The following is a 26,045-nucleotide window of genomic DNA, read 5'->3' as shown; positions in this document are numbered from 1 at the left end:
TTAGGGTCCGGACTTGGTAGCTGAAGGTGAAGGGGATGCGGCCGTGGCCTTGGCGAGGTGGTAGGTCACGACGCTTCCCGCGGTCACTTTGGACCCGGAAGGAGGCTGCGAGCTCACGAAAGTGCCCGGATCTTCCTTCTTGTTTGTGGGACTGACGTCGGCTCCCTTGGCCCAGCGCAGCCCGGCGTCCTGGATTGCCTGCTGGACTTCAGCCTCGCTGGCGCCCGCCTTGATGGACGGGACGTCGACCATTTCCGGGCCCTTGGAGTAGCTGACCGTGATGGTGGTGCCGGGCTGGACCGCACCGGAGGGATCGATGTTGGTGACGGTGCCTGGCGTCGCGTCGTTGACGACCTCGACACCAGTGACTTGCAGCCCCTTGCCGATCAGCTCATTGCGGACATCGTTGTACGGCCGCCCGAGGTAGGCGTCCGGGATCAGGTTGACCGCGGCCGGGGTGGATTCGGTGGGTGTCGCGGAGCTGGGCGTGGGGGTGGGGGTCTCGGTCGGGGAAGCCGAGGACGCCGACGGCGTGGCACTGCTCGGTTTCGCGATGCTGGACGTGGCACTGCTCGTGGCCGGACCCTGCGAGGGGAAGAGGCTGCCGGCCTGGCTCAGGACCACACCGACCAGGGCGAACACCACCAGCAGGATCAGCGCAATCAGCGGCCACGTCCACGGGCTGCGTCCGCGGCGCTTCGGCTCCTCCTCCGGCTCGTCGTAGTCTTCTTCCTCCTCTTCCTGCACCCAGCTTCGCTCGGCCGCCAGGGCATCGGCGCGGTTGAGAGCGTTGCGGGCGCCGTAGCCGCTGGCTGCGGCAGCGCCTGCTGCCAGGCCCGCGGCTGCACCTGCACCGGCGGCGCCCACTACGGGCAGCGCGGACGTCGCCGACGTCGACTTGTCCTCTGCGGCGCTGGAGCCAATGACGCTGGTGGCCGCTGTGGGGACGTCGACGGGGGCCGTGATGGGCCCGGTGGCTGCCTCGAAAAGCAGCATGCCCGGTACGGCTGCGTGTGCGGCGGCGATATCACCGTTGCGGATGGCCTCGGCCGCCTCGGACAGCTTGATGGCGTCGGCCGGGCGGTTCTTCGGATCCTTGGCCAGCATGGACATCAGCAGGGCGCGGACGGGTCTGGGCAGTGTGTCCGGCAGGGGCGGAGGCGCATCGTTGACCTGGGCCAGCGCGATGGCGATCTGGGATTCCCCGGAGAACGGCCGGTGGCCCGTGAGGCACTCGTAGCCGATGACGCCGAGGGAGTAGATGTCCGAGGCTCCGGTGGCAGTCTGCCCCGTGGCCTGTTCGGGCGCCAGGTACTGGGCGGTGCCCATCACCTGGCCGGTCTGGGTCAGCGGAACCTGGTCGGCCAGGCGCGCGATGCCGAAGTCGGTGACCTTGACGCGGCCGTCGGGGGTGATGAGCAGGTTCCCCGGCTTGATGTCGCGGTGCACGAGGCCCTGGGCGTGGGCGACTGCCAGGGCCCGCGCCGTCTGGGCGATCATCGAAAGGGTGCGGTCCGGGGAAAGCACTTGTTCGTGCTCGATGATGCTGCTCAGCGGCTGGCCCGGAACCAGTTCCATGACCAGGTAGGCGGAACCCTCTTCCTCGCCGTAATCGAAGACGTTGGCGATGCCCACGTGGTTCAGCAGGGCGGTATGGCGTGCCTCGGCGCGGAAGCGCTGCAGGAAACCGGGGTCGCCCGTGTATTCCTCCTTGAGCACCTTGATGGCGACGATGCGGCCAAGGATCAGGTCTTTGGCTTTCCAGACTTCTCCCATGCCGCCGATCGCAATGCGCGTGGTCAGCTGGAATCTGCCGCCGAGGGTGATTCCCGAAGTAGGCCTCACTTATTCAACACCGCCTCAAAAATCTTCTTCGCGTTCGGACTGGTTAGGTTTGCGCCAGTGGTGATGTCTACGCCTTCCATGACGATGGTGACGGCCACTTGCGGGTCATTTGCCGGGGCAAACCCGGTAAACCAAGAATTGTTCAGGCCGTTGCCGAGTTCCGCGGTACCGGTCTTGCCGGCCACCTGGACACCGGGCACGGCCGCACGGTGTGCGATGCCGTCGTCGACAACGCTGACCATCCACTCGTTGATCTGCCGTGCGATCTCCGGAGTCGTGGCGGTGCGCAGGGCCTGGGGTTTCGGTTCGTTGATCGTCCGCAGGTCGGGGGCGCGTACGGCCTTGATCAGGTTCGGCTGCATCTGCACTCCGTCGTTGGCGATCGCCGCCGTCATGGTGTTGATCTGCAGCGGCGTGGCGCGGACGTCGCGCTGGCCGATCGAGGACTGCGCCAGCCCGGCGTCGTCCAGCGGTTCGGTCGGGAAGAAGCTTGGGGCACTGTCGAGCTTGAGCTGGTCGCCGAAGTCCTGGCCGAAGCCGAATTTCTCCGCCTCGTCCGCGATGGCTTTCTGCTTCAGGTCCAGGGCGATGCTGGCGAACGGTGTGTTGCAGGACTGCTGCAGGGCAAACGCGAACGACGCCGTCGTGCGCGTGTAGCAGTTGCCGCCCGCGTAGTTGGGCAGCTTGTAGTCGATGCCGGGGAAGGACATCTCGGCCGGGTTGGGCAGGTCGCTGTCCTTGTTGTACTTGCCCGATTTCAGCGCCGCAGAGGTGTCGATGAGCTTGAACACCGATCCCGGTGCCAGCAGCTCGCCCGTGGGTCCAGAGACGTTCTGGTTCAGGTTGATCCCGGGGACCTGGTTCAGCTCGGTGTAGTTGGCCTGTTCGGCGGCAGCGTCCTGGGTGGCAATCAGGTTGGGGTCATAGGACGGTTTGGACACCATGGCCAGGACCGCGCCGGTCTTCGGGTTGGTGACCACGATGTGCCCGCGAATGCCGTCCGGGATGAGGTCGTACGCCAGCTTCTGGAGCTTGGGGTCCAGGGTCAGCTCCACGGACGCGCCCTTGGGCTGGTTGCCGAGGAACAACTGGCCCACCCGGTCCAGGAACTGCTGGTCCGAGCTGCCGGCCAGGACATCGTTCATGGACTTCTCGAGTCCGGTGAGGCCGTAGTTCTTGGAGAAGTAGCCGGTGACGCCCGCGTAGAGCTCGGGCTGGGAGTAGGTCCGCTGGAATTTGCAGCTTTCCGTGGCGGGCACGGACTCTGCCACCGGGGTGCCGCCGACAATGATCGCACCGCGGTCGTTGCAGTAGTTCTGCAGGATGGCGCGCCTGTTCCAGGCGTTGGCCTTAAGCTCGTCGGCGCCAACCACCTGCACATAGCTGAGCGCGCCGAAGATCAGCACGAACATCGCGATGGCGGCAATCCATGAATTGCGGATGGCCTGGTTCACAGCTGTTTCACCGCCTCGGTGGGTGCGTCGGGACTGTTACGGGGATCCGGCGCCGGTTTGGCAGGCAGCACGGGGAAGTTCTTGCGCGCACCGGGTTCCTGGCCGGGCGGCAACGGCGTTGTATCCACCGGGCCGCGCGCAGAGTGCGAAATCATGAGCAGCAGACCCACAATGATCCAGTTCGCCAGGAGCGAGGACCCGCCGGCGGCGAGGAACGGCGTCGTAAGTCCGGTCAGGGGGATCAGGCGCGTCACGCCGCCGATCACCACAAAGCACTGCAGCGCGATCGCGAAGGAGAGCCCGGTGGCGAGCAGTTTGCCGAACGCGTCACGGGTGCCCAGCGCGGCACGGAAGCCCCGGGTGAACAGCAGCAGGTACATCAGGACGATCGCGAAGACGCCGATCAGGCCCAGTTCCTCACCAAAGGAGGCGATGATCATGTCGCTGTTGGCGAAGGGGACGAGGTTGGGCCGGCCCTGGCCGAGGCCGGTGCCGACCAGGCCGCCGTTGGCCATGCCGAACAGGCCCTCGACAATTTGGAGGCTGCCGCCGAACTGCCGGCCGTAGACCTCATCGGTGAACGCGTTGAGCCAGCCGTCGATCCGCAGGGCCACGTGCGAGAACACGCGGGCAGCGACGACGCCGCCGACGGCAATCAGCACGAGGCCGATGATCACCCAGCTGATGCGGCTCGTGGCGACGTAGATCATGACGAGGAACAGGCCGAAGAACAGGATCGAGGATCCCAGGTCACGCTGGAAGACCAGCACGCCGATGCTCACGAGCCAGGCGGTGATCATGGGGCCCATGTCCTTGAACCGCGGGAACTGCACCGGGCCGATCTTGCGGCCCGCCAGCAGGATGAGGTCCCGGTTCGACGACAGATAGCCGGCAAAGAAGATGGCCAGCGTGATCTTGGCGATTTCACCCGGCTGGAAGGTCATGGAACCGATCTTGATCCAGACGCTGGCACCCAGGACCTCTCCGGCGGAGACGCCGGGAACCAGCGGCAGGATGAGGAGCACGGCGCTGATGGCCAGGGAGATATAGGTGAAGCGGCGCAGGATCCGGTGGTCCTTGAGGAACCAAATGACCGCGATCGCGACCGCCATGGCCACCAGGGTCCAGCGCAGCTGGTTGTTGCCGGTGTCTTCGCCCACCCTGTCCAGCCGGTGGATCATGGCCAGGCCCAGCCCGTTAAGGGCGACCACGAGCGGAAGTATTACCGGGTCGGCATATTTTGCGCGGAGCCGCAGCACCACATGGAAGGCGAGGGCGGCCAACGCCAGGAGTCCGGACTGGAACCAGAAGTCGGTGTCAAACGCTTTTTGCCGGTCCACGCCCACGAGTGCCTGGGCACCAATCCCTACGGCGAGGGCGAGGACCAGGAGGACAAGCTCCACGTTTCGTCGTGGCCTGGGCACGGGGTCGATGGGTGTCATTTGGCCCCCTCGCAATTCGTAGTCGGGGTGGCGGATGGCGACGGCTTGGCCGCCGCTCCAGGGGAGGCTGTGGCACTTGGCGACGCCGTGGAGCCCGGCTTGGCCGTGGTCCCGGGGGAGGGGGTGGCACCGGCGGCCGTCGCTGCGGGGGACGGGGTGAGGCATTCATCGGCCGGGGCGGTCGTGCCGGTGCGTTCCAGGTTTTTGACGATCCGCTGCGCGTCGTAGAGGTCGCGGGCGGGCACAGTCTGGCGCACCCGCTGCTGCGAAAATTCGGGAAGGTCGGACATCTTGATATCGGTTACCGCTTCGAGAGTGGAAAGCTGGATGGGCCCGAGACGCTGGGAGACGCCGTTGAAGATGGCCACATGCTGATCGTGTTCGCCGATGTAGTAGCGCGTCTGGGTCCAGGCGTAGCCAAGCCAGAGTCCGACGGCCAGCAGCGCGACGATCGCGGCGGCAATGGATACGGTAAGCCACCGGCGCGGCCGTCCGGCGGGCCTGAAGTCGTCTGCCTCCTCGCGGTCCTGTTCGGACTTGTGCGTGAGGACCGTGGCCGCGCGCCGGGCCACGGTGCGTCCGGCGATGGAAGGAATGGACCCTGATTCCGCTGCAGCGGCGGCGGCCCCGACAAGTTCGTGCGGGCGCATGGAGAGTTCTTCCCGCAGGACTTCGGCCGAGAGGTGTTCGCCCAGATGCGGGTCGGTGGTGGTCTCGGGTTCCTTGCCCTCGGCGGCCTTCTGTGTGGATGCGGCCGGCGATGTGCCGTCGGCCGGGGACCCTGGGGCCGGGTCGGCCGGCGGCCCCGAGGCTCCTGCCGCGGCGGCCAGCGCGGCGGGCCCGGTGTCCTGGGCGGAGTTGTCCTTCTTTACGGACTCGCCGGGGGTTTTCGCGGCACCAACGGTGCTGCCGGCCAGGGGTCCGGCCGGGGCGGCGGGCGCTGACGTCCCGGCGGCCGCTGCGGGCGCGGGTACGACGTCGACGGCGGCGGTCCGGACGTCATCGCGTGTCGGCTCGGCGATGTCGAGTACCACCACGGTCACGTTGTCCGGGGCGCCGGCCTCCAGCGTGAGTTCAACCAGCAGTTCGGCGCATTCGCCCAGGTCCTTCGTCTCCCGGACGGTGCGCTCCACGACGTGGCCGGCCACATAGTTCAAGCCGTCCGAGCAGAGCAGCCATCGTTCCCCGGCCTGGACTGCCAGTGTGTCAAGATCCAGCTCCGGGCTGGCATCGACGTCGCCCAGCACGCGCATGAGGACGTTCTTGTGCGGATGCGTTTCGGCCTCTTCGGGGCGGAGCCTGCCCTCATCGATGAGCCGCTGGACAAAGGTGTGGTCGACACTGACCTGTTCGAACTCGCCGTCGCGCAGCCGGTAGGCCCGGGAGTCGCCGATGTGGGCGAAGTGGAGCTTTCCTTCGGCGAGGAGCAGGGCCGTGACCGTGGTGCCCATCCCGGCGAGCTTGGGATTCATGTGCACCAGTTCGGACAGCAGGGAGTTGGCCGTCTGGATTTCGTCGGCGAGCACGGTGCCGGCGTCGCCGTCGTAGTCGTCATGGTCCAGGTGGATCATGTCCAGGACGGTCGCGGCGGAGGCGACGTCGCCGCCGGCATGGCCACCCATGCCGTCGGCAACGACGGCGAGGTGCCGGCCGACGTAGGCGGAGTCGTCATTCTTGGCGCGTATGCGGCCGACGTCTGACCGCGCGGCGTAGCGCATGATGAGCGGCCGCTTCGGGGCAGTTGGCTTGCCTTCGGCCCTGTCTGCGGGAAATTCCGGGGCAGCCACGGCTACGGCCTCAATTCGATGACCGTCTTGCCGATTCTCACGGGGACGCCCAGCTCCACCGGGAGGGCCCGGGTCAGCTGCTGGTCTGCCAGATATGTGCCATTAGTGGAGCCGAGGTCCTCGATGAACCAGCGGCTGCCCTGCGGGAACAGGCGGGCATGGCGGCCCGAGGCGTAGTCGTCCTCCAGGACCAGGGTGGCTTCCTGTGCCCGGCCAAGGAGGATGGGGCTCGCCGCGAGGGCGATGGTGGTGCCCTTCAACGGTCCCTCGGTCACGATCAGCTGGCGGGCCTGTTGTTTGACGGGGGCGGGCGGCGGTTCGGCAAGGGAAGGATTCTTGCGCACCTGGCGTGCCGTGGGGGCACCGGCCGCCGCCTTGCGGCCGATCATCAGGTCGCGGCGCATGGCCGAGACAATGCTGAAGATCAGCACCCACAGGAGGATGAGGAACCCGAAACGCAGGGCCGTGATGGTCAATTCGCTCATGCGTGGCCGCCTGGGTGGGCGGGCAGTAGGCGGAAGATGATTTTGGTTCGTCCCATCATGATCGTGGCGCCGTCAGCAAGATCCGAACTGCCCACGATCTTTTGGCCGTTGACGTAGCTGCCGTTCGTGGAGCCGAGATCGATCGCCTGGGCCGTACCAGGCCCAGTCCGGATTTCCAGGTGGCGGCGCGAAACGCCGGTGTCGTCAATAAGGATGTCTGCTTCGGAGGACCGTCCGAGGACGATTGAGGGCGCGTTCAGCGAATAGCGCTGGCCGTCGATGTCCAGTACAGGCTGAAGCTGTGCCGGCTGGCGTGTTGGAGCCGCGGGTACGTTGCCGTGAATACCAGGCTGCGCCGGGACGGAAGGGGCGGAGGCTTTCTCGGTCCGCGAGGTGATGTCGAAATTCCCGGCGCGGTGCTCCTCATCGCGGCGGAAACTGATCCGGACCGGGCCCTGGAGGGTGTAGCCCTGGCTGCGGACATGGTTGATGACGACGTCGCACAGTTCCTCCGCGAGCGGTGTGCCCCATTCCTGGGCGCGCTGGAAGTCCTCGCTGCTGAGGAGTACGTCAAAAACGTTAGGGGCCAGGGTGCGTCCCGCGGCGATCGTGATGGCCTTGTTGTCCACCTCGGTGCGGAGGCGGCTCGCGATCTCGACAGGCTCAACCTGGGCGCGGGAACCGGTGGAGAAGACTCCGCGGACGGCCTTTTCGATGCCGCGCTCGACTTTGTCCAGCAATCCCATGGTCCTTCTCCTTTCCTGTTGGCTGCGGGGCAGCGTTCGTTCCGGAACTCGGTTTCCAACTTTTGCGAGCCCGCGCTCAGCGGACACTCCTACATCAGATACTACTGGGCGTGTCTGGGAATGGCCTCAACGGACGCCGCCGGGGCGACGTCAAAATGAGTGCCCGCCGCGCCCTGACGTGCGCGGACACCGCCGCCGGGACTGCCGCGGCGGGTCCCCGCTTGACGCCCGGCGGCGGGGCAAGCGTGGCCGGCAAACGACCCCATTCAGGGGGCTCTGGGGCTCGATTGGTGTTTTCCGGCAATTGTCCGTTATGCTTGATCTCGCTGCTTTTACGAGGTTGGCGGTCCGGGAAACCGGCCCTATCCGAGTGGAAGAAGTTGCGCGCGAGTGGCGGAACGGCAGACGCGCTGGCTTCAGGTGCCAGTGTCCGAAAGGGCGTGGGGGTTCAAATCCCCCCTCGCGCACGCAATCGAAAGAACCCCGGTCTTGGACCGGGGTTCTTTTGTTTAACCCGCACGGGGGCAGCCGGCGTCGGGGTTTCCCGGTTTCCCCACATTCGAAGGCTTGGCCCGGCGTGTTGCGCCGACACACCGGTGTGTGGCGGCGCCGGTCCGTCAAAAGTGGGGAAACTCCGCAGCAGCGGACCACGCGGCAAGACCGCTAGGCTGCCCGCAGTGCCCCGAGCCCGGCGAGGAGTGCCTCGAGTCCCAGCTTGAAGGCGACGTCGGCCGGTTTCTCATGGCCTTCCTCGGCCAGGCGCTGGACGGCGGCGGTGAAATGCGGTGTCGACGCGGCCATGGTGCCGGAATCGAAGATGTCCGCGGGTGCGGTGACGTCGTAGGCGGAGCCAAAGATGAACGATTCGATCGCGACAATGGCCGGGACAATGCGCTCCTGCGGAAAGCCTGCGCGGCTGAAACCGGCACTGACGGCCTCATACATGGCCAGTGTCTTGGGCGCGTCGGTCACGGGCAGTACGGCAATGACGGGAATCAGCGGGGTGTGCTTGGAAAATACATCGCGGTAGCTCCAGGCCCAATCCCTCACGGCCTGTTCCCAGTCCCTGGCCTCGAAGGCGGTGACGTCCACGAACGAGGTCAGGTGGTCCTGGACGAGGACCAGCACGTCCCGTTTGGACGAGACATGGTTGTACAGCGCCGAGGGAGCCACGTTGAGGGTCCTCGCCAGGGCAGCCATGGTGAACCCGTCGTAGCCGCTCTTGCCAATCAGCTGCAGGGCCGCCACGGTGATGCCGTTCTGGTCCAGCACTGCCGCGGCGGGCCGTCCCGCGCGGCGGCGGGGCCTGGCTGCGGGGCCGTGCGGATCGGCGGGGGCGCTGGTTGCTGCCGTCATTCCGGGCCTTTCTTCTCTGCTTGGCTTCTCAGTTTGGCTGGCGGGTTCGGGGTGAGCCCGTTCTGCCCCTACTTTACGGGCGAAATTCATTAGGCGGAGGGTCTTCCCCGAAGCGTGTGGAAGGTCTATCATTCTAAATGAACGCCATTCATTTTGTGGTCCGCATCACTCTAGCGGCCACGGGGAGGAACATCATGCTGGAACTTGACCGCGACGTCGTCATCGTAGGAGCCGGCCCGTCGGGCTTGACCGCCGCCCGCGAGCTGAGAAAGGCCGGACTCAGTGTGGCGGTGCTCGAGGCGCGGGACCGCGTGGGCGGCCGGACCTGGACCGACACGGTTGACGGGGCCATGCTCGAGATCGGCGGCCAGTGGGTTTCGCCGGACCAGACCGGGCTCCTGGGGCTCCTGGATGAGCTCGGACTGCAGACCTATTCCCGCTACCGCGACGGCGAATCCGTCTACATTGGCGCGGACGGCAGGCGCACCCTGTACACCGGTGACACCTTCCCGGTCAGCGAAACCACCGCCGTCGAAATGGACAAGCTCACGGCCCTGCTGGACTCCCTGGCCGCGGAGATGGCTCCCGAGGAGCCGTGGGCCCACCCCAAGGCCCGCGAGCTGGACACCATCTCCTTTCACCATTGGCTGCGGCAGAACTCAACAGATGAGGAAGCCTGCAACAACATCGGCCTGTTCATCGCCGGCGGCATGCTGACCAAACCGGCCCACGCCTTCTCCGCCCTGCAGGCCGTCCTCATGGCTGCCTCGGCGGGGTCCTTCACCAACCTCACGGATGAGGACTTCATCCTGGACAAGCGGGTTGTCGGCGGGATGCAGCAGGTTTCGCTGCTGCAGGCCGCGGAACTGGGCGACGACGTCGTCCTCGGCAGCCCGGTCCGCACCATCAACTGGGCCGATGACGCGAGCGGAGGCTACCGTGTCACTGCCGTCTCCGACCGGGCCACGGTGAACGCACGTTTCGTCATTATGGCCGTGCCGCCGAACCTCTACACCCGGGTGTCCTTTAACCCGCCGTTGCCCCGCCGCCAGCACCAGATGCACCAGCACCAGTCACTTGGCCTGGTCATCAAGGTCCACGCCGTCTATAGCAGCCCGTTCTGGCGCGAAGACGGCCTGTCCGGAACGGCCTTCGGCGCCGGCGCCATTGTGCAGGAGGTCTACGACAACACCAACCACGAGGACCCGCGCGGCACGCTGGTGGGCTTTGTCTCGGATGAGAAGGCCGACGCCATGTTCGAGCTCAGCGCGGAGGACCGCCGCCGCGCCATCCTCGAGTCGATTGCGTCCTTCCTCGGCGAAAAGGCCCTGGATCCCGAGGTTTACTACGAGTCCGACTGGGGTTCGGAGGAATGGACCCGGGGGGCTTACGCCGCCAGCTACGACCTTGGCGGACTGCACCGCTACGGCAAGGACCAGCTGACGCCGGTCGGGCCGATCTATTGGTCCTGCTCGGATCTTGCGGCCGAGGGCTACCAGCATGTTGACGGCGCCGTCCGGATAGGGCAGCTCACGGCGGCCCGGATCGTCGCTGCTGCGGACCGTGCGTCCGTCGCCTCGTAGAGAATCCCAACAATTCAGTTGAATGCAGTCCAGTTCAGTTAGGAGAGCGGCCAGATGCGTTACGTAGTGGGGTATTCAGCCAATGCCAGGGGCCATGATGCGGTCAATCTGGCCGTCTCCCTGGCGCTCGGGCGGGGGGCGAGCCTGGACCTTGTGCTGGTGGTGCCCGAAGTGCAGCAGTCCGGGCACGCCCTCGCGCCGAAGGCCGGCTTCGAAAATCTGCTCACCGAGCAGGCCCAGGAGTGGCTCGACCAGGCCCTGGCGCTGGTTCCATCCAGTGTCCCGGCGCAGGCACACATCCGCAGCCATGATTCCGACGCGCACGCACTGATCGAGGCGGCCGAGGAATTGGGCGCGGACATGCTCATCATCGGGGCCACCAGCACCGGACTCTTCAAACGGTTCACGATCGGGTCGGTGGCCAGTGCATTGCTCCACGCCTCGACCGTTCCGGTGGCCCTGGCACCGCACGGCTATCACCGCCAGGAGGCTCTGACCCGGATCAGTTGCGGGCTCGGAACCCGGGCCGGTGCGGAGAAGCTGCTCGAATTCGCCCTAGGCATGGCGTCGAACCGGGACGTGCCACTGCGGGTGGTGTCGCTTCTGGCCCTCGACGGCGATGCGGCCGATTCAGCCGACGCGGCCCGGGAGTATGCGGCCAAGTGCCTTGCCGACGCACTGGCTGCCGGCGGGCCGGCAGTACCGGGGGAGGCGAAGGCGGAGGTCCCGGGGGAGGCCAAGACGGAAGCCCAGGTGGAGGCGAAGACGGAAATCGTCGTCGCCCACGGGCGCAGCATCGAGGAAGCCGTGGACCGCCTGGACTGGGAAGACGGCGAGGTCCTGTTGATCGGATCCAGCCGGCTTGCCAAGGGCCGGTCCATCTTCCTCGGCAGCACAGCGGGCCGCATTCTGCGCGCCCTGCCGGTGCCGATGATCGTGGTCCCCAGCGACTATGAACTCAAGCACCTCAATCATTCAGCGTCGAGTGACACCCCCCGAGAGGCACAACAATGAGCGCAGACCATGCGATGTCCAAGCCGTCGCAGACAGGACAGCAGACAGGACAGCACACCGAACAGCAGCACGGACTCAGTGAGAAGGGCCTGAAAGCCGGATCGGTGGGGCTCATTGGCGCCGTCGTCATCGGCATTTCCTGTATCGCCCCGGCATACACCCTTACGGCCGCCCTGGGTCCCACCGTGGCCGAGGTCGGCGTGCAACTGCCGGCGATCTTCCTGGTGGGCTTTATCCCCATGCTGCTGGTGGCCTTCGGCTACCGGGAGCTGAACAACGCCATGCCCGACGCCGGGACCTCCTTCACCTGGGCGTCGCGGGCGTTCGGCCCCTGGATTGGCTGGATGGGCGGCTGGGGACTCATCGCCGCCACCATCATCGTGCTCTCGAACCTGGCCGCCGTAGCGGTGGACTTCTTCTACCTCATGCTGGCGCAGATCTTCGGCAATCCCGAACTCGCCGACCTCACCACCAACCTGCCGCTGAATATCGCGACCACACTGGTGTTTATCGCCCTCGCGTGCTGGATCTCCTACCGCGGCATGGAAACCACCAAGACCGTCCAGTACGTTCTCGTGGGATTTCAGTTGCTGGTCCTCGCCTGGTTCTCGATCTCAGCGTTCAGCCACGTCGCCAACGGAACCGCCTTTGACGCCACGGCCATCTCCCCGGACTGGTTTAACCCGTTCGCCGTGGGATCCTTCTCCGCCTTCGCCGCCGGCGTTTCGCTGTCCATCTTCATCTACTGGGGCTGGGACGTCACGCTGACCATGAACGAGGAGACCAAGAACCCGGAGAAAACGCCGGGACGTGCCGCCACGATCACCGTGCTGGTCATCGTGATCATCTACATGACGGTTGCCCTGGCCACGCTGAGCTACGCCGGCGTCGGCGACACGGGGCTGGGCACCGGCAACCCGGAGAACCAGGGCAGCATCTTCGCCGTTCTGGCGGGACCGGTAATGGGCCCGTTCGCCATCCTGATGTCCCTGGCTATCCTGAGCAGCTCCGCCGCGTCTCTGCAGTCCACATTTGTCTCGCCGGCGCGCACCCTGCTGTCCATGGGCCATTACCGGGCGCTGCCGCAGAAGTTCGGCAGGATCAGCCCCACATACAAGTCGCCGAGTTATGCCACGATCGCCTCTGCCATCGCGGCCGCGGCGTTCTATGTCATCACCCGGACCACGTCGGAAAACGCACTGTGGGACACCATCACGGCCCTGGGCATGATGATCTGCTTCTACTACGGCATCACCGCGTTGGCCTGTGTCTGGTTCTTCCGCGCCGAGGCGTTCAGCGGAGCGAGGGCCTTCTTCTTCAAGTTCCTCGCGCCACTCCTGGGCGGCGTCATCCTGCTGGTCATGTTCGTCAAGACCGCCTACGACTCCATGGATCCCGCGTACGGATCAGGGTCGTCGATCGGCGGTGTGGGGCTGGTCTTCATCCTGGGCATGGGCGTCCTCCTGCTGGGCGTGGTGCTCATGCTGGTCATGGCCAAGCTCCGCCCCGAGTTCTTCAGGGGCCAGGTCCTGACCCGCGGGCACTGAGTCCACTGCCGGTTCAGGGAAGGTCCCGGGAAGGTCTCCGGCCGGCAGCCGTTGGAAAGTAAGCACACTTACCAATAGGCTGTCCGGAGGGGGACCTTCCTCCGTTGGAACCAGAACGAGGTGAGAGCATGTCGGATGCCGAAAGCATCAGCAAGGTCACGGACATCATCAACGATTCGCACATCGGAATGTTCACCACCATCAACGAAGCAGGCGCGCTCGTCAGCCGGCCGCTGGCCGTCCAGGAGGTCAAGGACGACGGCGACATGTGGTTTTTCACGTCGGCGACCACCTCTCAGGTGGCCCACATCCGCGCCAACCCGGCGGTGAACGTCTCCTTCGGCAAGCGCACCGAGTGGGTTTCGGTGGCCGGGACCGCTGAAGTGGTCACTGACCGGCAACTGATCCACGACATGTGGAATCAGGTGGTGGAGGCCTGGTTCCCGGACGGGCCGGACACCCCTGAGGTGGTCCTGCTCCACGTCGACTCGGACTCCGCCGAGTACTGGACCAGCCCGGGCGGCACGGCGGCCACCGTGCTGCAGTGGATCAAGTCCAAGGTGACCAACAGCCGGATGAGCGTCGGCGACAGCGGAACGGTCGAGCTGTAGCGCGCCGAACCCGGGCCAGCGCCCGGTCTCACCGGTGGATATTGCCGCTCGATATCACCGCTCTGGGCTGATGACGGCCGATCGGGACCGGACTGCTCCTAGTCGGTGATTTTCAGGCCGGTGCCCCAGTTGAAGGTTGGATACGCGGGGTTGGCCTGCAGCGCCATGACCAGCAGCATGAAGCCCTCGAGTTCTCGGGCGTGACGCAGTCCGCCCACCTGGAGCGGACGCAGCCCAGCGGCTTCGGCGAAGACCGCAACCTCGTTGCGGGCCTCTTCGGAGTCCGAGGCGATGAAGACATCCATCGGCTGGCCGCCGGCTGCCCCGGACCCGAGCGGGCCGGCAAAGGTGGTGTTGAAGGCTTTCACCACCCGTGCGCCCGGGAGCAGTCCGGCGATTTCCTCCGCCGCCGACGTCCCCGGGGCGACCACCAGCGAGTCGAAGGTTTCGGTGTCAATCGGATTGCTGATGTCCACCACCGTCTTGCCGCTGAGCGTGTCGCCGAAATGCGTGGCAACTTCCCTGGCGGGGCCGAAGTACAGCGCGAGGACGACGATGTCGCCCTCGGGAACCTCGCTCAGGCCGCCGGAGCTGGTGGTGCCGCCAAGTTCAGCAGCGAGCTTGGCGGCATTCTCCGGCGTCCGGTCCAGGATCTGGACGGAGCGCCCGGCGGCGACAGCCCGGGTCCCGATCGCCCGTGCCATGTTGCCGCTGCCGATGATCGTGATGTCAGTCATGATGGAACCTTTCCAAGGTGGCCGCGAACTGCCGGATCGGCAATTCCGGGGAATCAGCCGTGCGCGTGGTCCGGGCCAGGCGGCCCGGCGGCGCTGACGCCGGCCGCGCGTTCGGCGGCAGCGAGGGCATGTTCCAGCCGTTCCACGGCCGGGGCGTAGGCGGCATCGGTGCAGGCGCGGTCCGTACGGCCGCCGAGGCCCTCGGCGGCCTTGATCGCCCGGATCAGTGCCGCGGTTTCCGGTTGCCGGGTATCGCTCATCGCGGGATAGTCAATCGAGAACCCCGGATCCAGTTCGTACCGCTGCCACCGGGCGAGGGCGCTCCGGTGCCGTGCGGCGGCCGCCTCGTTCAAGAGCCGGGTTTCCCGGCTGGCCCGGCGGGCTTCCTGCCGGCGGAGCAGCCGGGGTGCCGCAGCGACGGCCGCCAGGGCAGCCCCCGCGGCCAGCATCCCGAGCGCCAGGCCGGCCCAGGGCCATGTGGAAGAGGCCAGGACGATGGCGGGCACAATGACGGCGAGTCCGGCGAATGCGTCCCAAAACGCGCCGTCCGCGCCTTCGGAAGGCCCGTCGTCGGCCGCCAGGTGCTTGCGGGCGAAATAGACCGAGGCGAAAGCTGCCCCGGCAACCAGAATGGCGAGGGCCAGGAACTGCCAGGCCGCCAGGGCGCCGGATAGTGAAAGCGTCATTGCACACCTCCCCGGAACGGTCCCGGGCGGGCGCTGTTCCGCTAGTTCCATTGGAATCCCTGGCGGCGGGGCCGTCAATGCCTGCCGGGCCGGGGCAATGCCCGGCGCCAGCGCGGACGCAAACCCAGGCGCCAGGGCCGGTGCGGAGGCCGCGTCGCGGTTCCTACGCCGAGCCTCCCGGCGTAGCCTAGGGGCCATGCGACTGAAAATGTGCAGTATCCACGTCAAGGATCCAGCCTCGGCCCATGAGTTCTACACCGGCACGCTGGGCTTCGAAACGCTGATGGCCATGCCGGAGCACAACCTCTTCATCATCAAGGATCCGGATGGTGCCGGAGGCGCCGGACTGCTGCTGGAACCCAGTGACAACCCGATCGGCGCGGCCTACATGAACGGTCTGCACGACGCCGGGATTCCCGCGATCGTCTTTGGCGTGCCGGACGTGCGCGCCGAATACGACCGGCTTGCGGCCAAGGGCGTGATGTTCCAGGGGGAACCGTCCGAGGGGCCCGGCGGGACCAGTGTGGTGTTGGATGACGGCTGCGGGAACTTCGTGCAGCTGCACCAGGACTAGATGCCGGACCACCGCGCCCCGACTCTGCCTAACGGCTCGTCTTGTCCTTGTCCGGGTGCTCGTCGCCGATATGGCCCGGTGCATTGGCGGCCAGGACCCGGGCCACGAAGGAGGCATACTCCTCCATATAGTGGCGCAGCAACCCGGCCGTAGCCTCGTCCTTGACCTCACCGTCCTCGCCGTAGGCCTCCGGGACGAAGCGGATGTAGGCCTCCGGAGCATTCAGCTGCGGCGCGTCGAGGAAGCTCAGCACGCTGCGGAAAGAGGACTGCATCACGGCCGTCCCAATGCCGCCCGGGGAGGCGCCGATGATCCCGGTGGGCTTGCGGGCGAAGGAGTTCGTGCCCCAGGGCCGGGATCCCCAGTCGATGGCGTTTTTGAGCGCTCCGGGGATGGACCGGTTGTATTCGGGCGAGACGAACAGGATGCCGTCGGAAGCCGAGATGGCATCTTTGAGGGCCTGCCCAACGGGTGGGAAAGCGGCATCAAAATCCGGGCTGTACAACGGCAGATTCCTGATGGGGATCTCCGTGAACTCCAGTTCCGAAGGTGCAAGCCGGATCAGCGCCCTGGACAAGGTGCGGTTGATGGAATTGCTCGAGAGGCTCCCGACAAAATATCCGATCTTGAAGCCCATGGCCTTGTTCCTTCCCGATACGCCGCCGGTGGCAGGTGAATTGGGATATGGAGGGGATCGGACCGGCGGCCCCGACCCATTCCGCGAGCGTAGTCCTGCGTCCGCGGGTTGAAAAGAGGGGCCGGGAGAAAGCGCGTGCCGCTATTCGGCCTTGGCGCGGGCTTTCTTGGCGTCCTTCTTGGCGGCCTCGTCCTTGACCCGCTGGGCCTCGGCGCGGACGGCGGCGTGGGTGGCGCGCTCGGCCACCAGCCAGGCCGGGGGAGCCTGAAGCAGTGCGGTGATTTCCGCCGTCGTCAGCGCTTCCTCAACACCACCGCGGGCCAGGCCGGCGATGGAGACGTTGAGCTTCTGCGCGACCACGGGGCGCGGGTGCGGGCCGTTGCGGCGCAGTTCCGCGAGCCACTCCGGCGGGTTGGCCTGGAGATCGGCAAAATCAGCGCGGGTGATGGTTGAATCCTGGAACTCCTGGGGTGTCGCCGGCAGGTAGATGCCAAGCTTCTTGGCAACGGTGGCCGGTTTCATGGACTGGGAGTTTGCAGAGGTCATAGTCCAAGGGTATCCGGCGGCACGCCCGCAGGGCACCAACCCAGCACCAACCCAGTACCAAACCAGCACCGGATCAGCACGGTGCCGCCATCGCGGCGGACCCCCGCGCCACCCCGGGCGGTACTGTGAACATGTGTCCGCAGCAGAAGAACCATCCCAGACCCCCGACGAAACCGCCGTCGTCCCAGCCGTCGCAGTCGGGCGGGAGCTGCGCTTCGCGTACGTCGCCGGTGTGACACCGGGCAAATGGATCCGCCGCTGGGAAGAACGGATGCCCGATGTTCCGCTGCACTCCTTTATGTCCGACGACGGCGCGCAACTGTCCGTGCTCCGCGACGGTTCCGCGGACCTGAGTTTCGTCCGGCTCCCGGTGGAACGCGAGGGCCTCAGCGTGATCCCGCTCTACGAGGAGCAGCCCGTGGTGGTGGCACCGAAGGGGCACGAGGTCTCCTTGTTTGAAGAAGTGGACCTGGCGGACCTGTCCGCCGAGACGTTTCTCGATGTGCAGGAGCTCGGCGGCCCGGCAATGGCGCTGCAGGTGGTGGCGTCCGGTGCCGGGCTGGTGATCCTGCCGATGTCCGTGGCCCGGCATTTCAACGTCAAGGACACCGTGGCGCGGAAACTCACGGGGGCGCCCGGCACGGAGATCGCCCTGGCCTGGCCGAGCGACGCCACGGACGAGGTCATCGAGGAATTCATCGGTATTGTCCGCGGACGCACCGCCGCGAGCTCCCGCCAGCCCTCGGCGCAGCAGGAGAAACCCAAACGCGAGCCCAAGCCGGACCGGCGCGGCACCGGAGCCGCGAAGAAGCCCAAGGTGGCGCAGCGCTACGCTCCCAACCCGGACAAGGGCCGCGGCAAGGGATCCCGGAAGAAGGGGAAACGCTAGGCCTGTGGAGTTGACGTGGCGCTCAGCCGTTGCGGGAATGGCGAAGATAGGCCGTCAGATTGGCCCGCTCATGCGGACAGGTTCGTTTCTATCACCATCAAAATACATCCTCCAAAAAGGGCAACAGAACTCAAATAGATTCCCACGAGAATGGCAACTGCTGCCGAATGAAGGAGGCCCAGTTCAAAAACACCGAAGATCAGGGCGACAGCCACGGTTGCTGCCGTGAGGACCGCCGGAATCAATATTTTCGGAGTTTCGGAAGCTAACGAGACGCTTCCAATCACTTGAGGAGACCCCCTACAAAACGTTAGCGAGGAGCTAAGGCTGCCGCAGCGCCGTGGCTGTTGCGCTGTTGGTATTCCCAGATAGTGCCAAGAGCTGGCGATATGGTTGAGCATCAGTAGCCGCACTACCTTGGGGAAAAATGATATTGGCGCTTTCTACATCGGAAGTAAATCCACTGGTGCCGTCATGGGGCATCATGGGATTCCCGCTGACCCTGAACGCAATCTTGTTCATTGCAGCGCTCGTGAGCATTGCGCGCAATAGGACTCACACCACTGGCGGTACTGTCGTTTGGGCCCTCATCGTTCTTGCAGTACCGCTACTTGGCTCGGTTCTGTGGTTTTTGGTTGGGCGCAGAGAAACATCCAGTTTTTGTCTCCGCGATCACGCGAGAAGCGGCATGATCGGGTGAATCTGAGCAGCCCGGGACTATGATCACGACGATAATCGACGCATGACTGAGCACTTACCGTCCTGGCCGACCACACCACCGACCTACGGTTCAGTCGTTTTGCGCGAGTTCACCGACGACGACGTACATCTCGCCACCGAGTTGGGAGACGATCCTTACATCCCTCTCATTGGCAGCCTTCCCGCACTCCCCACGGCACAGCAGGCTCTGGAGTGGATCTACCGGCAGCGCGGCCGGTTCGCCGAAGGAAAAGGGCTGTCCTTCGCCATCGCCGATGCCGAATCCGACAACGCCGTCGGTGCGATCGGACTGTGGCTTCAGAACATGTCGGCCGGCCGCGCAACGGTCGGCTACTCGGTTGCCCCCGCGCACCGGGGTCGCGGGATTGCCACCAGCGCGTTAAAGGCACTGACCGCGTTCGCTTGGACCATCCCCACTCTGCACCGGATCGAGCTGTACATCGAGCCGTGGAACAGCAACTCAAGTCGCGTTGCCGAGGCGTCTGGTTTCCAGCGGGAGGGCCTGCTCCGCAGCCACCAGGAGATTGGTAACACCCGGCGCGACATGCTGCTCTATGCGACAACGCGACCTTAACGGCATCTCGGCTGGTGTTTGCATTCTGCCCAGCCGGAGCTTCGCAGCAGCGGTGCGCAGGCACATTCCGGATTATCTGCTGCCCGTCGACGTGGGGCCGCGGGTGGTGAAGTACTTCCCCGACCGCGCGGAGCAATCGCGCTCAGCGCCTCGTCTCGTACCTGGTCAGGACCACGCCGCCGGGAAACGTCCGCGTCTCCACCAGATTCAGGTTCACCCAGCTGTCGAGCGAGGTGAAGAACGGAGTGCCGCCGCCCACCACGACCGGATGGGTGACTAGCGCGTATTCGTCGATCAGCCCGGCCCGCATGGCCGCCCCGGCGAGCGTTGCGCCGCCGACGCTCATCGGTCCGCCGTCGCCGGCCTTGAGCCGGGTGATCTCGGCGATCGCGTCGCCGGTGACCAGGCGGGTGTTCCAGTCGACCTTGTCGATCGTCGAGGAGAACACCACCTTCGGCGTGTCCCGCCAGTTCCGCGCGAACTCGATCTCCGCCAGGGTGGCGTTGGGCTGCTGGTCGCCGGTCGGCCAGTAGGAGCTCATGGTCTCCCAGAGCTTGCGGCCGTACAACGACAGGCTGCTGGCCCGCTCCTGGTCGAGCCAGAACTGGAACAGTTCGTCGCTCGGCCCGCCCCAGCTGATGTCGTCGCCGGCCGCGGCGATGTAGCCGTCCAAGGTCAGATTCATGCCGTAGATCAGTTTTCGCACGGCGCCAGCCTTCCGTCTTGTCGTGGTCGAGGGCATCATTGAACTCTGTCGTCCCGCATATGATCGGCAGCATCCTGTCCCTCTTGGAGCCACCGTAACCGCCCATGGTCTGGATGCCATAGCCTTCGGTCCGCGTTTCAACTGAGCTGCCCGATGAGGGGTCGGCTTACGGACACGTTGCGGAGCATCGAAACCCGTCTTGACGTGTCCCACCCAACGATCCTTCACTGGACACCTCCAGTCATCCGGCGCTTCAGGAAAGAGCTAACGAAAGCCGGGGTAGCCCATTCTCACGTCTGTATATGGCGCACGAATCTTGATCGCCGTCCTATGCGGTCAAATATCTGCGTATCAGGACCAGCCAGGTAAGTCTGGTGAGGGCGCGAATGAATTGGGAATTTCCGTGACTTGGTAGAAGCGTTCGGTCTCAGGTTTCCTGTACTTGCTCACGCGGACTGTTTCCAGAGACGGACAGTTCTCCAAGACGTTGAGTGTGCCGTCTTCGGGGAGCACCCCGAAGAGCTCAATGTGCGCCAGAACCGGTAACTCCGTTAGCGGGGCCAGCGATTGAACGATTGTTTTCTTCCCAGATGAGTCCCAACTAGGCAGTGTGCTGAGTCTTATCGTTCTTAGACGTTGCAGTTGACTGAGCGGGCCGAGGTCCGACACGTTAGGCAAGTGCATGATGCTTAGATAATCGAGCCGGCCCAGACCTCCCAAGGACGCCAGGCCCATATCCGGATATGTTGCAATGACAAGGGTCTTCAGATTGACGAATTCCGATAGGCCTGCCAGGGACTTGTATTTGCATTGCCACACCCGCAGAGCAGTCACCTCAGCTGGGGCCGGATGCGCAGGCAGTGACCGAGCATCGTCTCTCATGAAGTCAGCGATCATCCTTGCACCGTAGTGGAAATGTTAGGAAAGCGGCCGGTGAGGGACCGGCTTACGGGCGGTTGCCCAGTATCCGCGCTCGTGGAGACGCCCTTGCTTGGGCAGCAGGCGCAGACTTCCCTTGAAGATGCGTCTGGTATCGGCTTAACTGTTGGCAAAGGGGCGGGAGGCACTTACAAATGACGAGCTCCAGCGCTGAGACTGAATCACAGATGAGGTCCCGAACATGGACATGCTGAACGGCGAGGAGATCGCCGAGGCCAGGCTGACCGACTGGCGCAAGTTGGCCCAGGGACTCCATGCCCGCTACCTGGTCGACGACTTCGGCACCGGTGCACGGTTCGTTACCGCGGTAGGCGAGGCGGGCGATGCGCTCGGACACCACCCGAGCGTGTCGATCGGCAATGGGTACGTCGACCTCAAGATGGTCAGCGCCGACGCCATCTACCGCGACGACGAGGGCACCGAGCACGTCGTCGAATGGGTAACCCAGCAGGACGTCGACCTCGCGCGACGGATCTCCGAGATCGCCGCCGACCACGAGGTCGACGCCGACCCGGCCTCGGTCAGCGTCATCGAGCTCGGTCTCGATACGGCCCACTCCGCGACCATCGCCCCAGTGTGGGCCGCCCTGTTGACCGGGAACGCCGAGGCCCAGGGTCACGGGTCGCCCAGCGACGAGATCCGGGACGCCACAGGGCGTGTACCGAACCTGTGGTTTGGGGACACCGGTGAGACCCCGAGTCAGCGGTTCCACGTCGAGATCTATGTGGCGCCCGAAGTGGCCGAGCAACGAATCGCCGCTGCCGTCTCCGCGGGCGGGACTGTCGTCGATGACACCGGCGCGCCGTCGCTCACCGTGATCGCCGACCAGGACGGCAACACAGGAGTCCTATGCGTCGCCGAGTCCCCCGCGACGAGATCTACCACCTGACTTTCTTCAACTCGTTCCCGAGACAACCCCTGAGGTGGGCGTGACGACTTCGCACGTGATCAAGCCGCTCACGGCCGAGACCTTCCCGGCGTGGCTGGCGCTCGCGCAGAAGCACAACGGGGTCTGGGGTGGGTGCTACTGCTCGTATTTCCACGACGACACGGAGCGCACCGTCAAGAGCGAGTACGACGGGCCGACGTTCAAGCAGAGACTCGTGGCGGAGGGCGTCGCGCACGCCGCGCTCGTCTTCGACGGCGACGACGCGATCGCGTGGTGCGAGTACGGCAGTCCGGTCGAGCTGCCGCGCATCTATCACCGCAAGGAGTACGACGCGGGCGAGACCGAGCCGGCACCGTGGCGCATCACATGCTTCTTCGTCGACCGCGACCACCGACGTTCGGGAGTGGCGCGGGAGGCGCTGGATGGCGCGCTCGAGCTAATCGCGCAGGCCGGCGGGGGCGAGGTGGTCTCGTTCCCGAACGAGCTCGCCCCGGGCAAGAGGACGTCGTCCTCATTCCTCCACAACGGTACGAGGGCCATGTTCGAGAAGGCTGGATTCACGTTCGAGCGTCACATCGGCAAGAGCAAGACCGTGATGCGCAAGACGGTCCCGCCGGCCCGCGGCTGAAGCTGGGTTCGCACGGCCTGGTCACGACGGCGTCAGGTTCGGCTCGCCGCCCTTGAGATCCCGCAACATCACCGACACTCAGAGTGTTCGAAAACAGGGTCGTCGCCGGGCTCTCCTGAACGAACCCGAGAACCTCACCGGCACGCACGCCCCGAACCGTGCGGATATTGGCCGCAAGCCAATCCACGACTAGCGTTGGCCAACAAACCGGACCGATTCCGACGCCGACCGCTGACGGTCCCCTTGCGGGCGGCCTGTCTCATAACCCCGGTGCCTCGAAACCCATGCCGTGCTAGACGTGGGCTGCTACTTGGCGCAGGCGTCCTGAAGGGCCTTGACGGATTCGGCCGGAACCTGGTCGCCGGAGTCGGCGATCTGGCGCAGCGGGGTGGTGATCTCAGCGGGTGTACCCGCGGCTTCCGCGCTGGTGACAAGACCGCCCAGCAGTTCCTTGTCCTTGGCGCTGACCAGGCCGTTCTTCACGATGGCGCAGGCCTGCTTCTTCACTTCATTGCCGGCCGCCGTCGCAGCCCGTGACGCCCCGTCGTTGACGGCCTTTTCGGTAGCGTCCTGCACTTGCCCACAGCCGGTAAGTCCGATCAAGAAGGCGGCAGCGGCAAGGGCGGCGAGACGTCGTTTCATCCACCCACCCTAACAAGCGCGGCTTGTGCCGGCCTGAGGAAAAAGGGCAAACGCCAGGCCGTAGCCGTGTGGGCACCGGCGCGCATAGGCTCGGTGAGTGGACATCGTCGAGTTCCTGACCGCGCGCATTAGAGAAGACGAAGCCGTCGCCCTAAAGCTGCTCGGCGACCCCACGCTTGCCGTCTCCGGCGAGTGGTATGAACGCCGCCTGCTCCGTGAGTGCGAGGCCAAGCGCCAGCTCATCGGCATCATTGAATCCGCACGCCAGTCCGTGCTGGCCATGTTGGTCAGCCAGGAACCCGCCGAGGCCGGATGGGTGCCGGACGTCATCGAATGGACGACGCTCTCCCTGCACACCCTGGCGCTGCCGTATGCGGACCACCCCGAATTCCAGGCGCACTGGCGGATCACCGGATAGGGCCGTCAGCGGTTAGCTCCTGAGATGATGACGGGTCCCGGAAACCTGCAGGAAATCTCCGCGGCCTACTCTGGTCACACCGCGCCTTCTGCGGTCCGCCAGTCGGCTGGTTCTTGAAGGGATACCGTCATGCACCTCTTGCCCCGTGAGCAGGAAAAGCTCATGATCGTGGTTGCGGCGGATCTCGCCCGCCGCCGCCAGGCGCGCGGACTGAAGCTGAACTTCCCCGAGGCCGTCGCGGTGATCAGCTACGAACTGATCGAGGGCGCCCGGGACGGCCGGACCGTTCCGGAGCTCATGAGCTACGGAACCACCATCCTTGGCCGCGACGAAGTGATGGAGGGCGTGCCGGAAATGATCCACGACGTCCAGATCGAAGCAACCTTCCCGGACGGCACCAAGCTCGTCACCGTTCACGACCCGATCCGTTAGGAGCTTCGATGATTCCGGGAGAATACGTGCTCAGTTCCGCGCCGCTGCTCATCAACGCCGGCCGTGAGGCGGTGGACGTCGCGGTGACCAACACCGGAGACCGGCCCGTCCAGGTGGGCTCGCATTATCACTTTGCCGAAGCCAACTCCGCGCTGCAGTTTGACCGGGCGGCCGCCTACGGCCGCCGGCTGGACATCCCGGCCGGCACGGCCGCGCGGTTCGAACCCGGGGACAGCAGGACCGTCCGGCTGATCGAGCTCGCGGGCAGACGGGAAGTGTACGGCCTCAGCAACGCCGTCAACGGCACACTCCGCAAGAGCGGACTCCCTGTTTCCGAAGGGGAAGGTGACGCAAAGTGAGTTTCGAACTATCCCGCAGGCAGTATGCGGACCTCTACGGCCCGACGACGGGCGACGCCATCCGCCTGGCCGACACGGATCTGTTTCTTGAGATCGAGAAGGACCTTACCGTTTACGGCGAGGAAGTGGTGTTCGGCGGCGGCAAGGTGATCCGCGACGGCATGGGCCAGAACGGCCAGGTGACCCGGGACGGTGACGGTTCCGGCGGTATTGGTTCCGGCAGTACCGATTCCGGCGGCGGAGTCCCGGACACCGTGATCACCAACGTCGTGGTGCTGGACTACACCGGCATCTACAAGGCCGACGTCGCGCTCCGGGACGGCCACATCTTCCGGATCGGCAAGGCCGGCAACCCGCAGATCACCGACGGCGTGGACATCGTGATCGGCGCGAGCACCGAGATCATTGCGGGTGAGCGGAAAATCCTGACCGCCGGCGGGGTGGACTCGCACATCCACTTCATCTCCCCGGACCAGGTCCCTGCCGCCCTGTGCAGCGGCGTGACCACGATGGTCGGCGGCGGCACCGGTCCCGCCGAAGGCACCAAAGCCACCACGGTCACCCCCGGAAAATGGCACATCCAGCGGATGCTGCAGGCCGCCGAAGGGCTGCCCATCAACATCGGCCTGTTCGGCAAGGGCCACGCGTCCGCCGTCGAACCCCTGGCCGAGCAAATCCGCGCCGGCGCGATCGGGCTGAAAGTCCATGAGGACTGGGGCTCCACCACGTCCTCGATCGACACGTCGCTGCAGGTAGCGGACCAGTACGACGTCCAGGTGGCCATCCACACCGACACCCTGAACGAGTGCGGCTTCGTGGAGGACACCATCCGGGCCATCGACGGCCGCGTGATCCACACCTTCCACACCGAAGGCGCCGGCGGCGGCCACGCCCCGGACATCATCAAGATCGCCGGGCTGCCCAACGTCCTGCCGGCGTCCACCAACCCCACCCTGCCGTACACGCGCAACACCATCGAAGAGCACCTGGACATGCTCATGGTCTGCCACCACCTGAACCCGGACATCCCGGAGGACGTGGCATTCGCGGACTCCCGCATCCGCGCCGAGACCATCGCCGCCGAGGACGTCCTGCAGGACCTGGGCATCTTCGCGATCACGTCCTCGGACTCCCAGGCCATGGGCCGGGTGGGCGAGGTGGTCATCCGCACCTGGCAGGTGGCGGACAAGATGAAGCGGCAGCGCGGTGTACTGAAGGATCCTGCCGGCGGCAGCCACGGGGCCGCGTCAGGCCTGGGCGCGGAGAGCGACAACTTCCGCCTGAAGCGCTACGTGGCGAAATACACCATCAACCCGGCTATCGCGCAGGGCATGGCCGATTCCATCGGCTCCGTGGAGGTCGGCAAGTTCGCCGACCTTGTGCTCTGGGACCCCGCGTTCTTCGGAGTGAAGCCGGACCTTGTGCTCAAGGGCGGCCAGATCGCCTACGCCCTCATGGGTGACGCCAACGCCTCCATTCCCACCCCGCAACCGCGCACCATGCGGCCGATGTTCGGCGCCTATGGCAAGGCGCTGCAGCAGTCCTCCATCACCTTCCTCTCCCAGGCCGCCATCGAGGCCGGGATCCCGGCGGAGCTCGGACTGGAGAAGGTCATCCGGCCGGTGTCCGGAATCAGGAACCTCACCAAGGCGGACCTCAAGTACAACGGCGCCACCCCTGATATCGAGGTGGACCCGGAAACGTATCAGGTGAGCGTCGACGGCGAGGACGTCACCTGCGAGCCCTCAGACGTGCTGCCCATGGCGCAGCGCTACTTCCTTTTCTAGGCTTCCAGAGGA

Annotated in this window: 29 protein-coding genes and 1 tRNA gene; 15 read left to right on the top strand and 15 right to left on the bottom strand. The window is 65.6% G+C overall.

Features of this window, described 5'->3' with window-relative positions:
- Genes AC1DHX_RS01890 through AC1DHX_RS01865 form a run of 6 tightly spaced genes read right to left on the bottom strand, consistent with a single transcriptional unit; the run spans position 1 to position 7,759 of the window.
- On the bottom strand, positions 1-1,845 hold the full coding sequence (locus AC1DHX_RS01890) for a protein kinase domain-containing protein (RefSeq protein WP_476850714.1): 1,845 nt from the start codon (positions 1,843-1,845) through the stop codon (positions 1-3).
- A complete protein-coding gene (locus AC1DHX_RS01885; protein ID WP_476850715.1) occupies positions 1,842-3,299 on the bottom strand; it encodes a peptidoglycan D,D-transpeptidase FtsI family protein in 1,458 nt (485 codons plus the stop codon). The genes AC1DHX_RS01890 and AC1DHX_RS01885 overlap by 4 nt, the downstream gene beginning before the upstream one ends.
- Positions 3,296-4,741 (bottom strand): FtsW/RodA/SpoVE family cell cycle protein, encoded by a 1,446-nt coding sequence (locus tag AC1DHX_RS01880; protein WP_476850716.1) that lies wholly within the window; start codon positions 4,739-4,741, stop codon positions 3,296-3,298. Before AC1DHX_RS01880 ends, AC1DHX_RS01885 begins: the two co-directional genes overlap by 4 nt.
- Positions 4,738-6,528: a PP2C family protein-serine/threonine phosphatase gene (locus AC1DHX_RS01875; protein WP_476859650.1), complete on the bottom strand. Its 1,791-nt coding sequence runs from the start codon at positions 6,526-6,528 to the stop codon at positions 4,738-4,740. Before AC1DHX_RS01875 ends, AC1DHX_RS01880 begins: the two co-directional genes overlap by 4 nt.
- Positions 6,529-6,530: 2 nt before the next feature.
- Positions 6,531-7,013 (bottom strand): FHA domain-containing protein FhaB/FipA, encoded by a 483-nt coding sequence (locus tag AC1DHX_RS01870; RefSeq protein WP_018775647.1) that lies wholly within the window; start codon positions 7,011-7,013, stop codon positions 6,531-6,533.
- Entirely contained in the window at positions 7,010-7,759 is a 750-nt protein-coding gene (locus AC1DHX_RS01865) for an FhaA domain-containing protein (protein WP_223914854.1), read from the bottom strand. Before AC1DHX_RS01865 ends, AC1DHX_RS01870 begins: the two co-directional genes overlap by 4 nt.
- Before the next feature lie 384 nt (positions 7,760-8,143).
- Here AC1DHX_RS01865 and AC1DHX_RS01860 point away from each other — a divergent pair.
- A tRNA-Leu gene (locus AC1DHX_RS01860) sits at positions 8,144-8,226 on the top strand.
- Positions 8,227-8,422: 196 nt separating this feature from the next.
- Here AC1DHX_RS01860 and AC1DHX_RS01855 read toward each other — a convergent pair.
- Complete coding sequence (locus AC1DHX_RS01855; RefSeq protein ID WP_476859651.1) at positions 8,423-9,115, bottom strand: TetR/AcrR family transcriptional regulator; 693 nt, start codon at positions 9,113-9,115, stop codon at positions 8,423-8,425.
- 194 nt (positions 9,116-9,309) lie between these two features.
- On the opposite strand from AC1DHX_RS01855, the gene AC1DHX_RS01850 reads away from it, so the two are divergent.
- From AC1DHX_RS01850 to AC1DHX_RS01835, 4 genes are all read left to right on the top strand, one after another.
- A complete protein-coding gene (locus tag AC1DHX_RS01850; RefSeq protein WP_476859652.1) occupies positions 9,310-10,698 on the top strand; it encodes a flavin monoamine oxidase family protein in 1,389 nt (462 codons plus the stop codon).
- A 54-nt stretch (positions 10,699-10,752) separates the two neighbouring features.
- Complete coding sequence (locus AC1DHX_RS01845; RefSeq protein ID WP_459383496.1) at positions 10,753-11,712, top strand: universal stress protein; 960 nt, start codon at positions 10,753-10,755, stop codon at positions 11,710-11,712.
- Positions 11,713-11,726: 14 nt separating this feature from the next.
- Complete coding sequence (locus tag AC1DHX_RS01840) at positions 11,727-13,259, top strand: APC family permease (RefSeq protein WP_476850727.1); 1,533 nt, start codon at positions 11,727-11,729, stop codon at positions 13,257-13,259.
- Between the two features lie 128 nt (positions 13,260-13,387).
- Complete coding sequence (locus AC1DHX_RS01835) at positions 13,388-13,870, top strand: pyridoxamine 5'-phosphate oxidase family protein (RefSeq protein WP_018775641.1); 483 nt, start codon at positions 13,388-13,390, stop codon at positions 13,868-13,870.
- Between the two features lie 98 nt (positions 13,871-13,968).
- On the opposite strand, the gene AC1DHX_RS01830 is transcribed toward AC1DHX_RS01835, so the two are convergent.
- Positions 13,969-14,607: an NADPH-dependent F420 reductase gene (locus AC1DHX_RS01830; protein WP_230008242.1), complete on the bottom strand. Its 639-nt coding sequence runs from the start codon at positions 14,605-14,607 to the stop codon at positions 13,969-13,971.
- A gap of 53 nt (positions 14,608-14,660) precedes the next feature.
- On the bottom strand, positions 14,661-15,293 hold the full coding sequence (locus AC1DHX_RS01825; RefSeq protein WP_230008241.1) for a hypothetical protein: 633 nt from the start codon (positions 15,291-15,293) through the stop codon (positions 14,661-14,663).
- A 196-nt stretch (positions 15,294-15,489) separates the two neighbouring features.
- On the opposite strand from AC1DHX_RS01825, the gene AC1DHX_RS01820 reads away from it, so the two are divergent.
- On the top strand, positions 15,490-15,867 hold the full coding sequence (locus AC1DHX_RS01820; protein WP_223914848.1) for a VOC family protein: 378 nt from the start codon (positions 15,490-15,492) through the stop codon (positions 15,865-15,867).
- A gap of 28 nt (positions 15,868-15,895) precedes the next feature.
- Here the strand turns inward: AC1DHX_RS01820 and AC1DHX_RS01815 are convergent, their stop codons facing one another.
- Positions 15,896-16,504, bottom strand: coding sequence for an NADPH-dependent FMN reductase (locus AC1DHX_RS01815; RefSeq protein ID WP_476859653.1), 609 nt, complete (start codon positions 16,502-16,504; stop codon positions 15,896-15,898).
- Between the two features lie 141 nt (positions 16,505-16,645).
- Entirely contained in the window at positions 16,646-17,050 is a 405-nt protein-coding gene (locus AC1DHX_RS01810) for a DUF5997 family protein (RefSeq protein WP_018775636.1), read from the bottom strand.
- A 133-nt stretch (positions 17,051-17,183) separates the two neighbouring features.
- On the opposite strand from AC1DHX_RS01810, the gene AC1DHX_RS01805 reads away from it, so the two are divergent.
- Complete coding sequence (locus tag AC1DHX_RS01805) at positions 17,184-17,939, top strand: LysR family substrate-binding domain-containing protein (RefSeq protein WP_026538047.1); 756 nt, start codon at positions 17,184-17,186, stop codon at positions 17,937-17,939.
- Between the two features lie 68 nt (positions 17,940-18,007).
- Here the strand turns inward: AC1DHX_RS01805 and AC1DHX_RS01800 are convergent, their stop codons facing one another.
- A complete protein-coding gene (locus AC1DHX_RS01800) occupies positions 18,008-18,340 on the bottom strand; it encodes a hypothetical protein (protein ID WP_476859654.1) in 333 nt (110 codons plus the stop codon).
- Between the two features lie 26 nt (positions 18,341-18,366).
- Between AC1DHX_RS01800 and AC1DHX_RS01795 the strand changes: the two genes are divergently transcribed.
- The gene (locus AC1DHX_RS01795) at positions 18,367-18,639 is read left to right on the top strand and encodes a PLD nuclease N-terminal domain-containing protein (protein WP_476863700.1); all 273 of its coding nucleotides are present in this window, start codon (positions 18,367-18,369) and stop codon (positions 18,637-18,639) included.
- A gap of 42 nt (positions 18,640-18,681) precedes the next feature.
- On the top strand, positions 18,682-19,233 hold the full coding sequence (locus tag AC1DHX_RS01790) for a GNAT family N-acetyltransferase (RefSeq protein WP_223914846.1): 552 nt from the start codon (positions 18,682-18,684) through the stop codon (positions 19,231-19,233).
- A gap of 142 nt (positions 19,234-19,375) precedes the next feature.
- On the opposite strand, the gene AC1DHX_RS01785 is transcribed toward AC1DHX_RS01790, so the two are convergent.
- Positions 19,376-19,939, bottom strand: coding sequence for a dihydrofolate reductase family protein (locus AC1DHX_RS01785; protein WP_476859655.1), 564 nt, complete (start codon positions 19,937-19,939; stop codon positions 19,376-19,378).
- A 351-nt stretch (positions 19,940-20,290) separates the two neighbouring features.
- A complete protein-coding gene (locus AC1DHX_RS01780; RefSeq protein WP_476859656.1) occupies positions 20,291-20,836 on the bottom strand; it encodes a hypothetical protein in 546 nt (181 codons plus the stop codon).
- 223 nt (positions 20,837-21,059) lie between these two features.
- Between AC1DHX_RS01780 and AC1DHX_RS01775 the strand changes: the two genes are divergently transcribed.
- Both AC1DHX_RS01775 and AC1DHX_RS01770 read left to right on the top strand, forming a co-directional pair.
- Positions 21,060-21,767 carry a VOC family protein gene (locus AC1DHX_RS01775; protein WP_476859657.1) on the top strand — a complete coding sequence of 236 codons (708 nt, stop codon included), beginning with the start codon at positions 21,060-21,062 and terminating at the stop codon, positions 21,765-21,767.
- A gap of 34 nt (positions 21,768-21,801) precedes the next feature.
- Positions 21,802-22,395: a GNAT family N-acetyltransferase gene (locus tag AC1DHX_RS01770; protein ID WP_476859658.1), complete on the top strand. Its 594-nt coding sequence runs from the start codon at positions 21,802-21,804 to the stop codon at positions 22,393-22,395.
- Positions 22,396-22,701: 306 nt separating this feature from the next.
- On the opposite strand, the gene AC1DHX_RS01765 is transcribed toward AC1DHX_RS01770, so the two are convergent.
- The gene (locus AC1DHX_RS01765) at positions 22,702-23,037 is read right to left on the bottom strand and encodes a hypothetical protein (protein WP_476859659.1); all 336 of its coding nucleotides are present in this window, start codon (positions 23,035-23,037) and stop codon (positions 22,702-22,704) included.
- A 97-nt stretch (positions 23,038-23,134) separates the two neighbouring features.
- Between AC1DHX_RS01765 and AC1DHX_RS01760 the strand changes: the two genes are divergently transcribed.
- From AC1DHX_RS01760 to ureC, 4 genes are all read left to right on the top strand, one after another.
- Positions 23,135-23,455, top strand: a complete 321-nt coding sequence (locus AC1DHX_RS01760) for a DUF6221 family protein (protein WP_230010922.1) — start codon at positions 23,135-23,137, stop codon at positions 23,453-23,455.
- A 129-nt stretch (positions 23,456-23,584) separates the two neighbouring features.
- On the top strand, positions 23,585-23,887 hold the full coding sequence (locus tag AC1DHX_RS01755; RefSeq protein ID WP_223914842.1) for an urease subunit gamma: 303 nt from the start codon (positions 23,585-23,587) through the stop codon (positions 23,885-23,887).
- Positions 23,888-23,895: 8 nt separating this feature from the next.
- Complete coding sequence (locus AC1DHX_RS01750) at positions 23,896-24,246, top strand: urease subunit beta (RefSeq protein WP_476851765.1); 351 nt, start codon at positions 23,896-23,898, stop codon at positions 24,244-24,246.
- On the top strand, positions 24,243-26,033 hold the full coding sequence (gene ureC, locus AC1DHX_RS01745; protein ID WP_476859660.1) for an urease subunit alpha: 1,791 nt from the start codon (positions 24,243-24,245) through the stop codon (positions 26,031-26,033). The genes AC1DHX_RS01750 and ureC overlap by 4 nt, the downstream gene beginning before the upstream one ends.
- The last annotated feature ends 12 nt before the right edge of the window (positions 26,034-26,045 follow it).

It is taken from the genome of Arthrobacter sp. 05N33_2, assembly GCF_056397425.1.
The sequence above is the reverse complement of the archived record's forward strand: the minus strand, read 5'-3'. Positions and strand labels throughout refer to the sequence as shown.

Coding starts and splice junctions, on each gene's coding strand:
- AC1DHX_RS01880 (WP_476850716.1), bottom strand. CDS start 4,741: ATGACACCCATCGACCCCGTGCCCAGGCCACGACGAAACGTGGAGCTT.
- AC1DHX_RS01870 (WP_018775647.1), bottom strand. CDS start 7,013: ATGAGCGAATTGACCATCACGGCCCTGCGTTTCGGGTTCCTCATCCTC.
- AC1DHX_RS01865 (WP_223914854.1), bottom strand. CDS start 7,759: ATGGGATTGCTGGACAAAGTCGAGCGCGGCATCGAAAAGGCCGTCCGC.
- AC1DHX_RS01855 (WP_476859651.1), bottom strand. CDS start 9,115: ATGACGGCAGCAACCAGCGCCCCCGCCGATCCGCACGGCCCCGCAGCC.
- AC1DHX_RS01850 (WP_476859652.1), top strand. CDS start 9,310: ATGCTGGAACTTGACCGCGACGTCGTCATCGTAGGAGCCGGCCCGTCG.
- AC1DHX_RS01845 (WP_459383496.1), top strand. CDS start 10,753: ATGCGTTACGTAGTGGGGTATTCAGCCAATGCCAGGGGCCATGATGCG.
- AC1DHX_RS01840 (WP_476850727.1), top strand. CDS start 11,727: ATGTCCAAGCCGTCGCAGACAGGACAGCAGACAGGACAGCACACCGAA.
- AC1DHX_RS01835 (WP_018775641.1), top strand. CDS start 13,388: ATGTCGGATGCCGAAAGCATCAGCAAGGTCACGGACATCATCAACGAT.
- AC1DHX_RS01830 (WP_230008242.1), bottom strand. CDS start 14,607: ATGACTGACATCACGATCATCGGCAGCGGCAACATGGCACGGGCGATC.
- AC1DHX_RS01825 (WP_230008241.1), bottom strand. CDS start 15,293: ATGACGCTTTCACTATCCGGCGCCCTGGCGGCCTGGCAGTTCCTGGCC.
- AC1DHX_RS01820 (WP_223914848.1), top strand. CDS start 15,490: ATGCGACTGAAAATGTGCAGTATCCACGTCAAGGATCCAGCCTCGGCC.
- AC1DHX_RS01815 (WP_476859653.1), bottom strand. CDS start 16,504: ATGGGCTTCAAGATCGGATATTTTGTCGGGAGCCTCTCGAGCAATTCC.
- AC1DHX_RS01810 (WP_018775636.1), bottom strand. CDS start 17,050: ATGACCTCTGCAAACTCCCAGTCCATGAAACCGGCCACCGTTGCCAAG.
- AC1DHX_RS01800 (WP_476859654.1), bottom strand. CDS start 18,340: ATGCTCAACCATATCGCCAGCTCTTGGCACTATCTGGGAATACCAACA.
- AC1DHX_RS01795 (WP_476863700.1), top strand. CDS start 18,367: ATGATATTGGCGCTTTCTACATCGGAAGTAAATCCACTGGTGCCGTCA.
- AC1DHX_RS01790 (WP_223914846.1), top strand. CDS start 18,682: ATGACTGAGCACTTACCGTCCTGGCCGACCACACCACCGACCTACGGT.
- AC1DHX_RS01780 (WP_476859656.1), bottom strand. CDS start 20,836: ATGATCGCTGACTTCATGAGAGACGATGCTCGGTCACTGCCTGCGCAT.
- AC1DHX_RS01775 (WP_476859657.1), top strand. CDS start 21,060: ATGGACATGCTGAACGGCGAGGAGATCGCCGAGGCCAGGCTGACCGAC.
- AC1DHX_RS01765 (WP_476859659.1), bottom strand. CDS start 23,037: ATGAAACGACGTCTCGCCGCCCTTGCCGCTGCCGCCTTCTTGATCGGA.
- AC1DHX_RS01755 (WP_223914842.1), top strand. CDS start 23,585: ATGCACCTCTTGCCCCGTGAGCAGGAAAAGCTCATGATCGTGGTTGCG.
- AC1DHX_RS01750 (WP_476851765.1), top strand. CDS start 23,896: ATGATTCCGGGAGAATACGTGCTCAGTTCCGCGCCGCTGCTCATCAAC.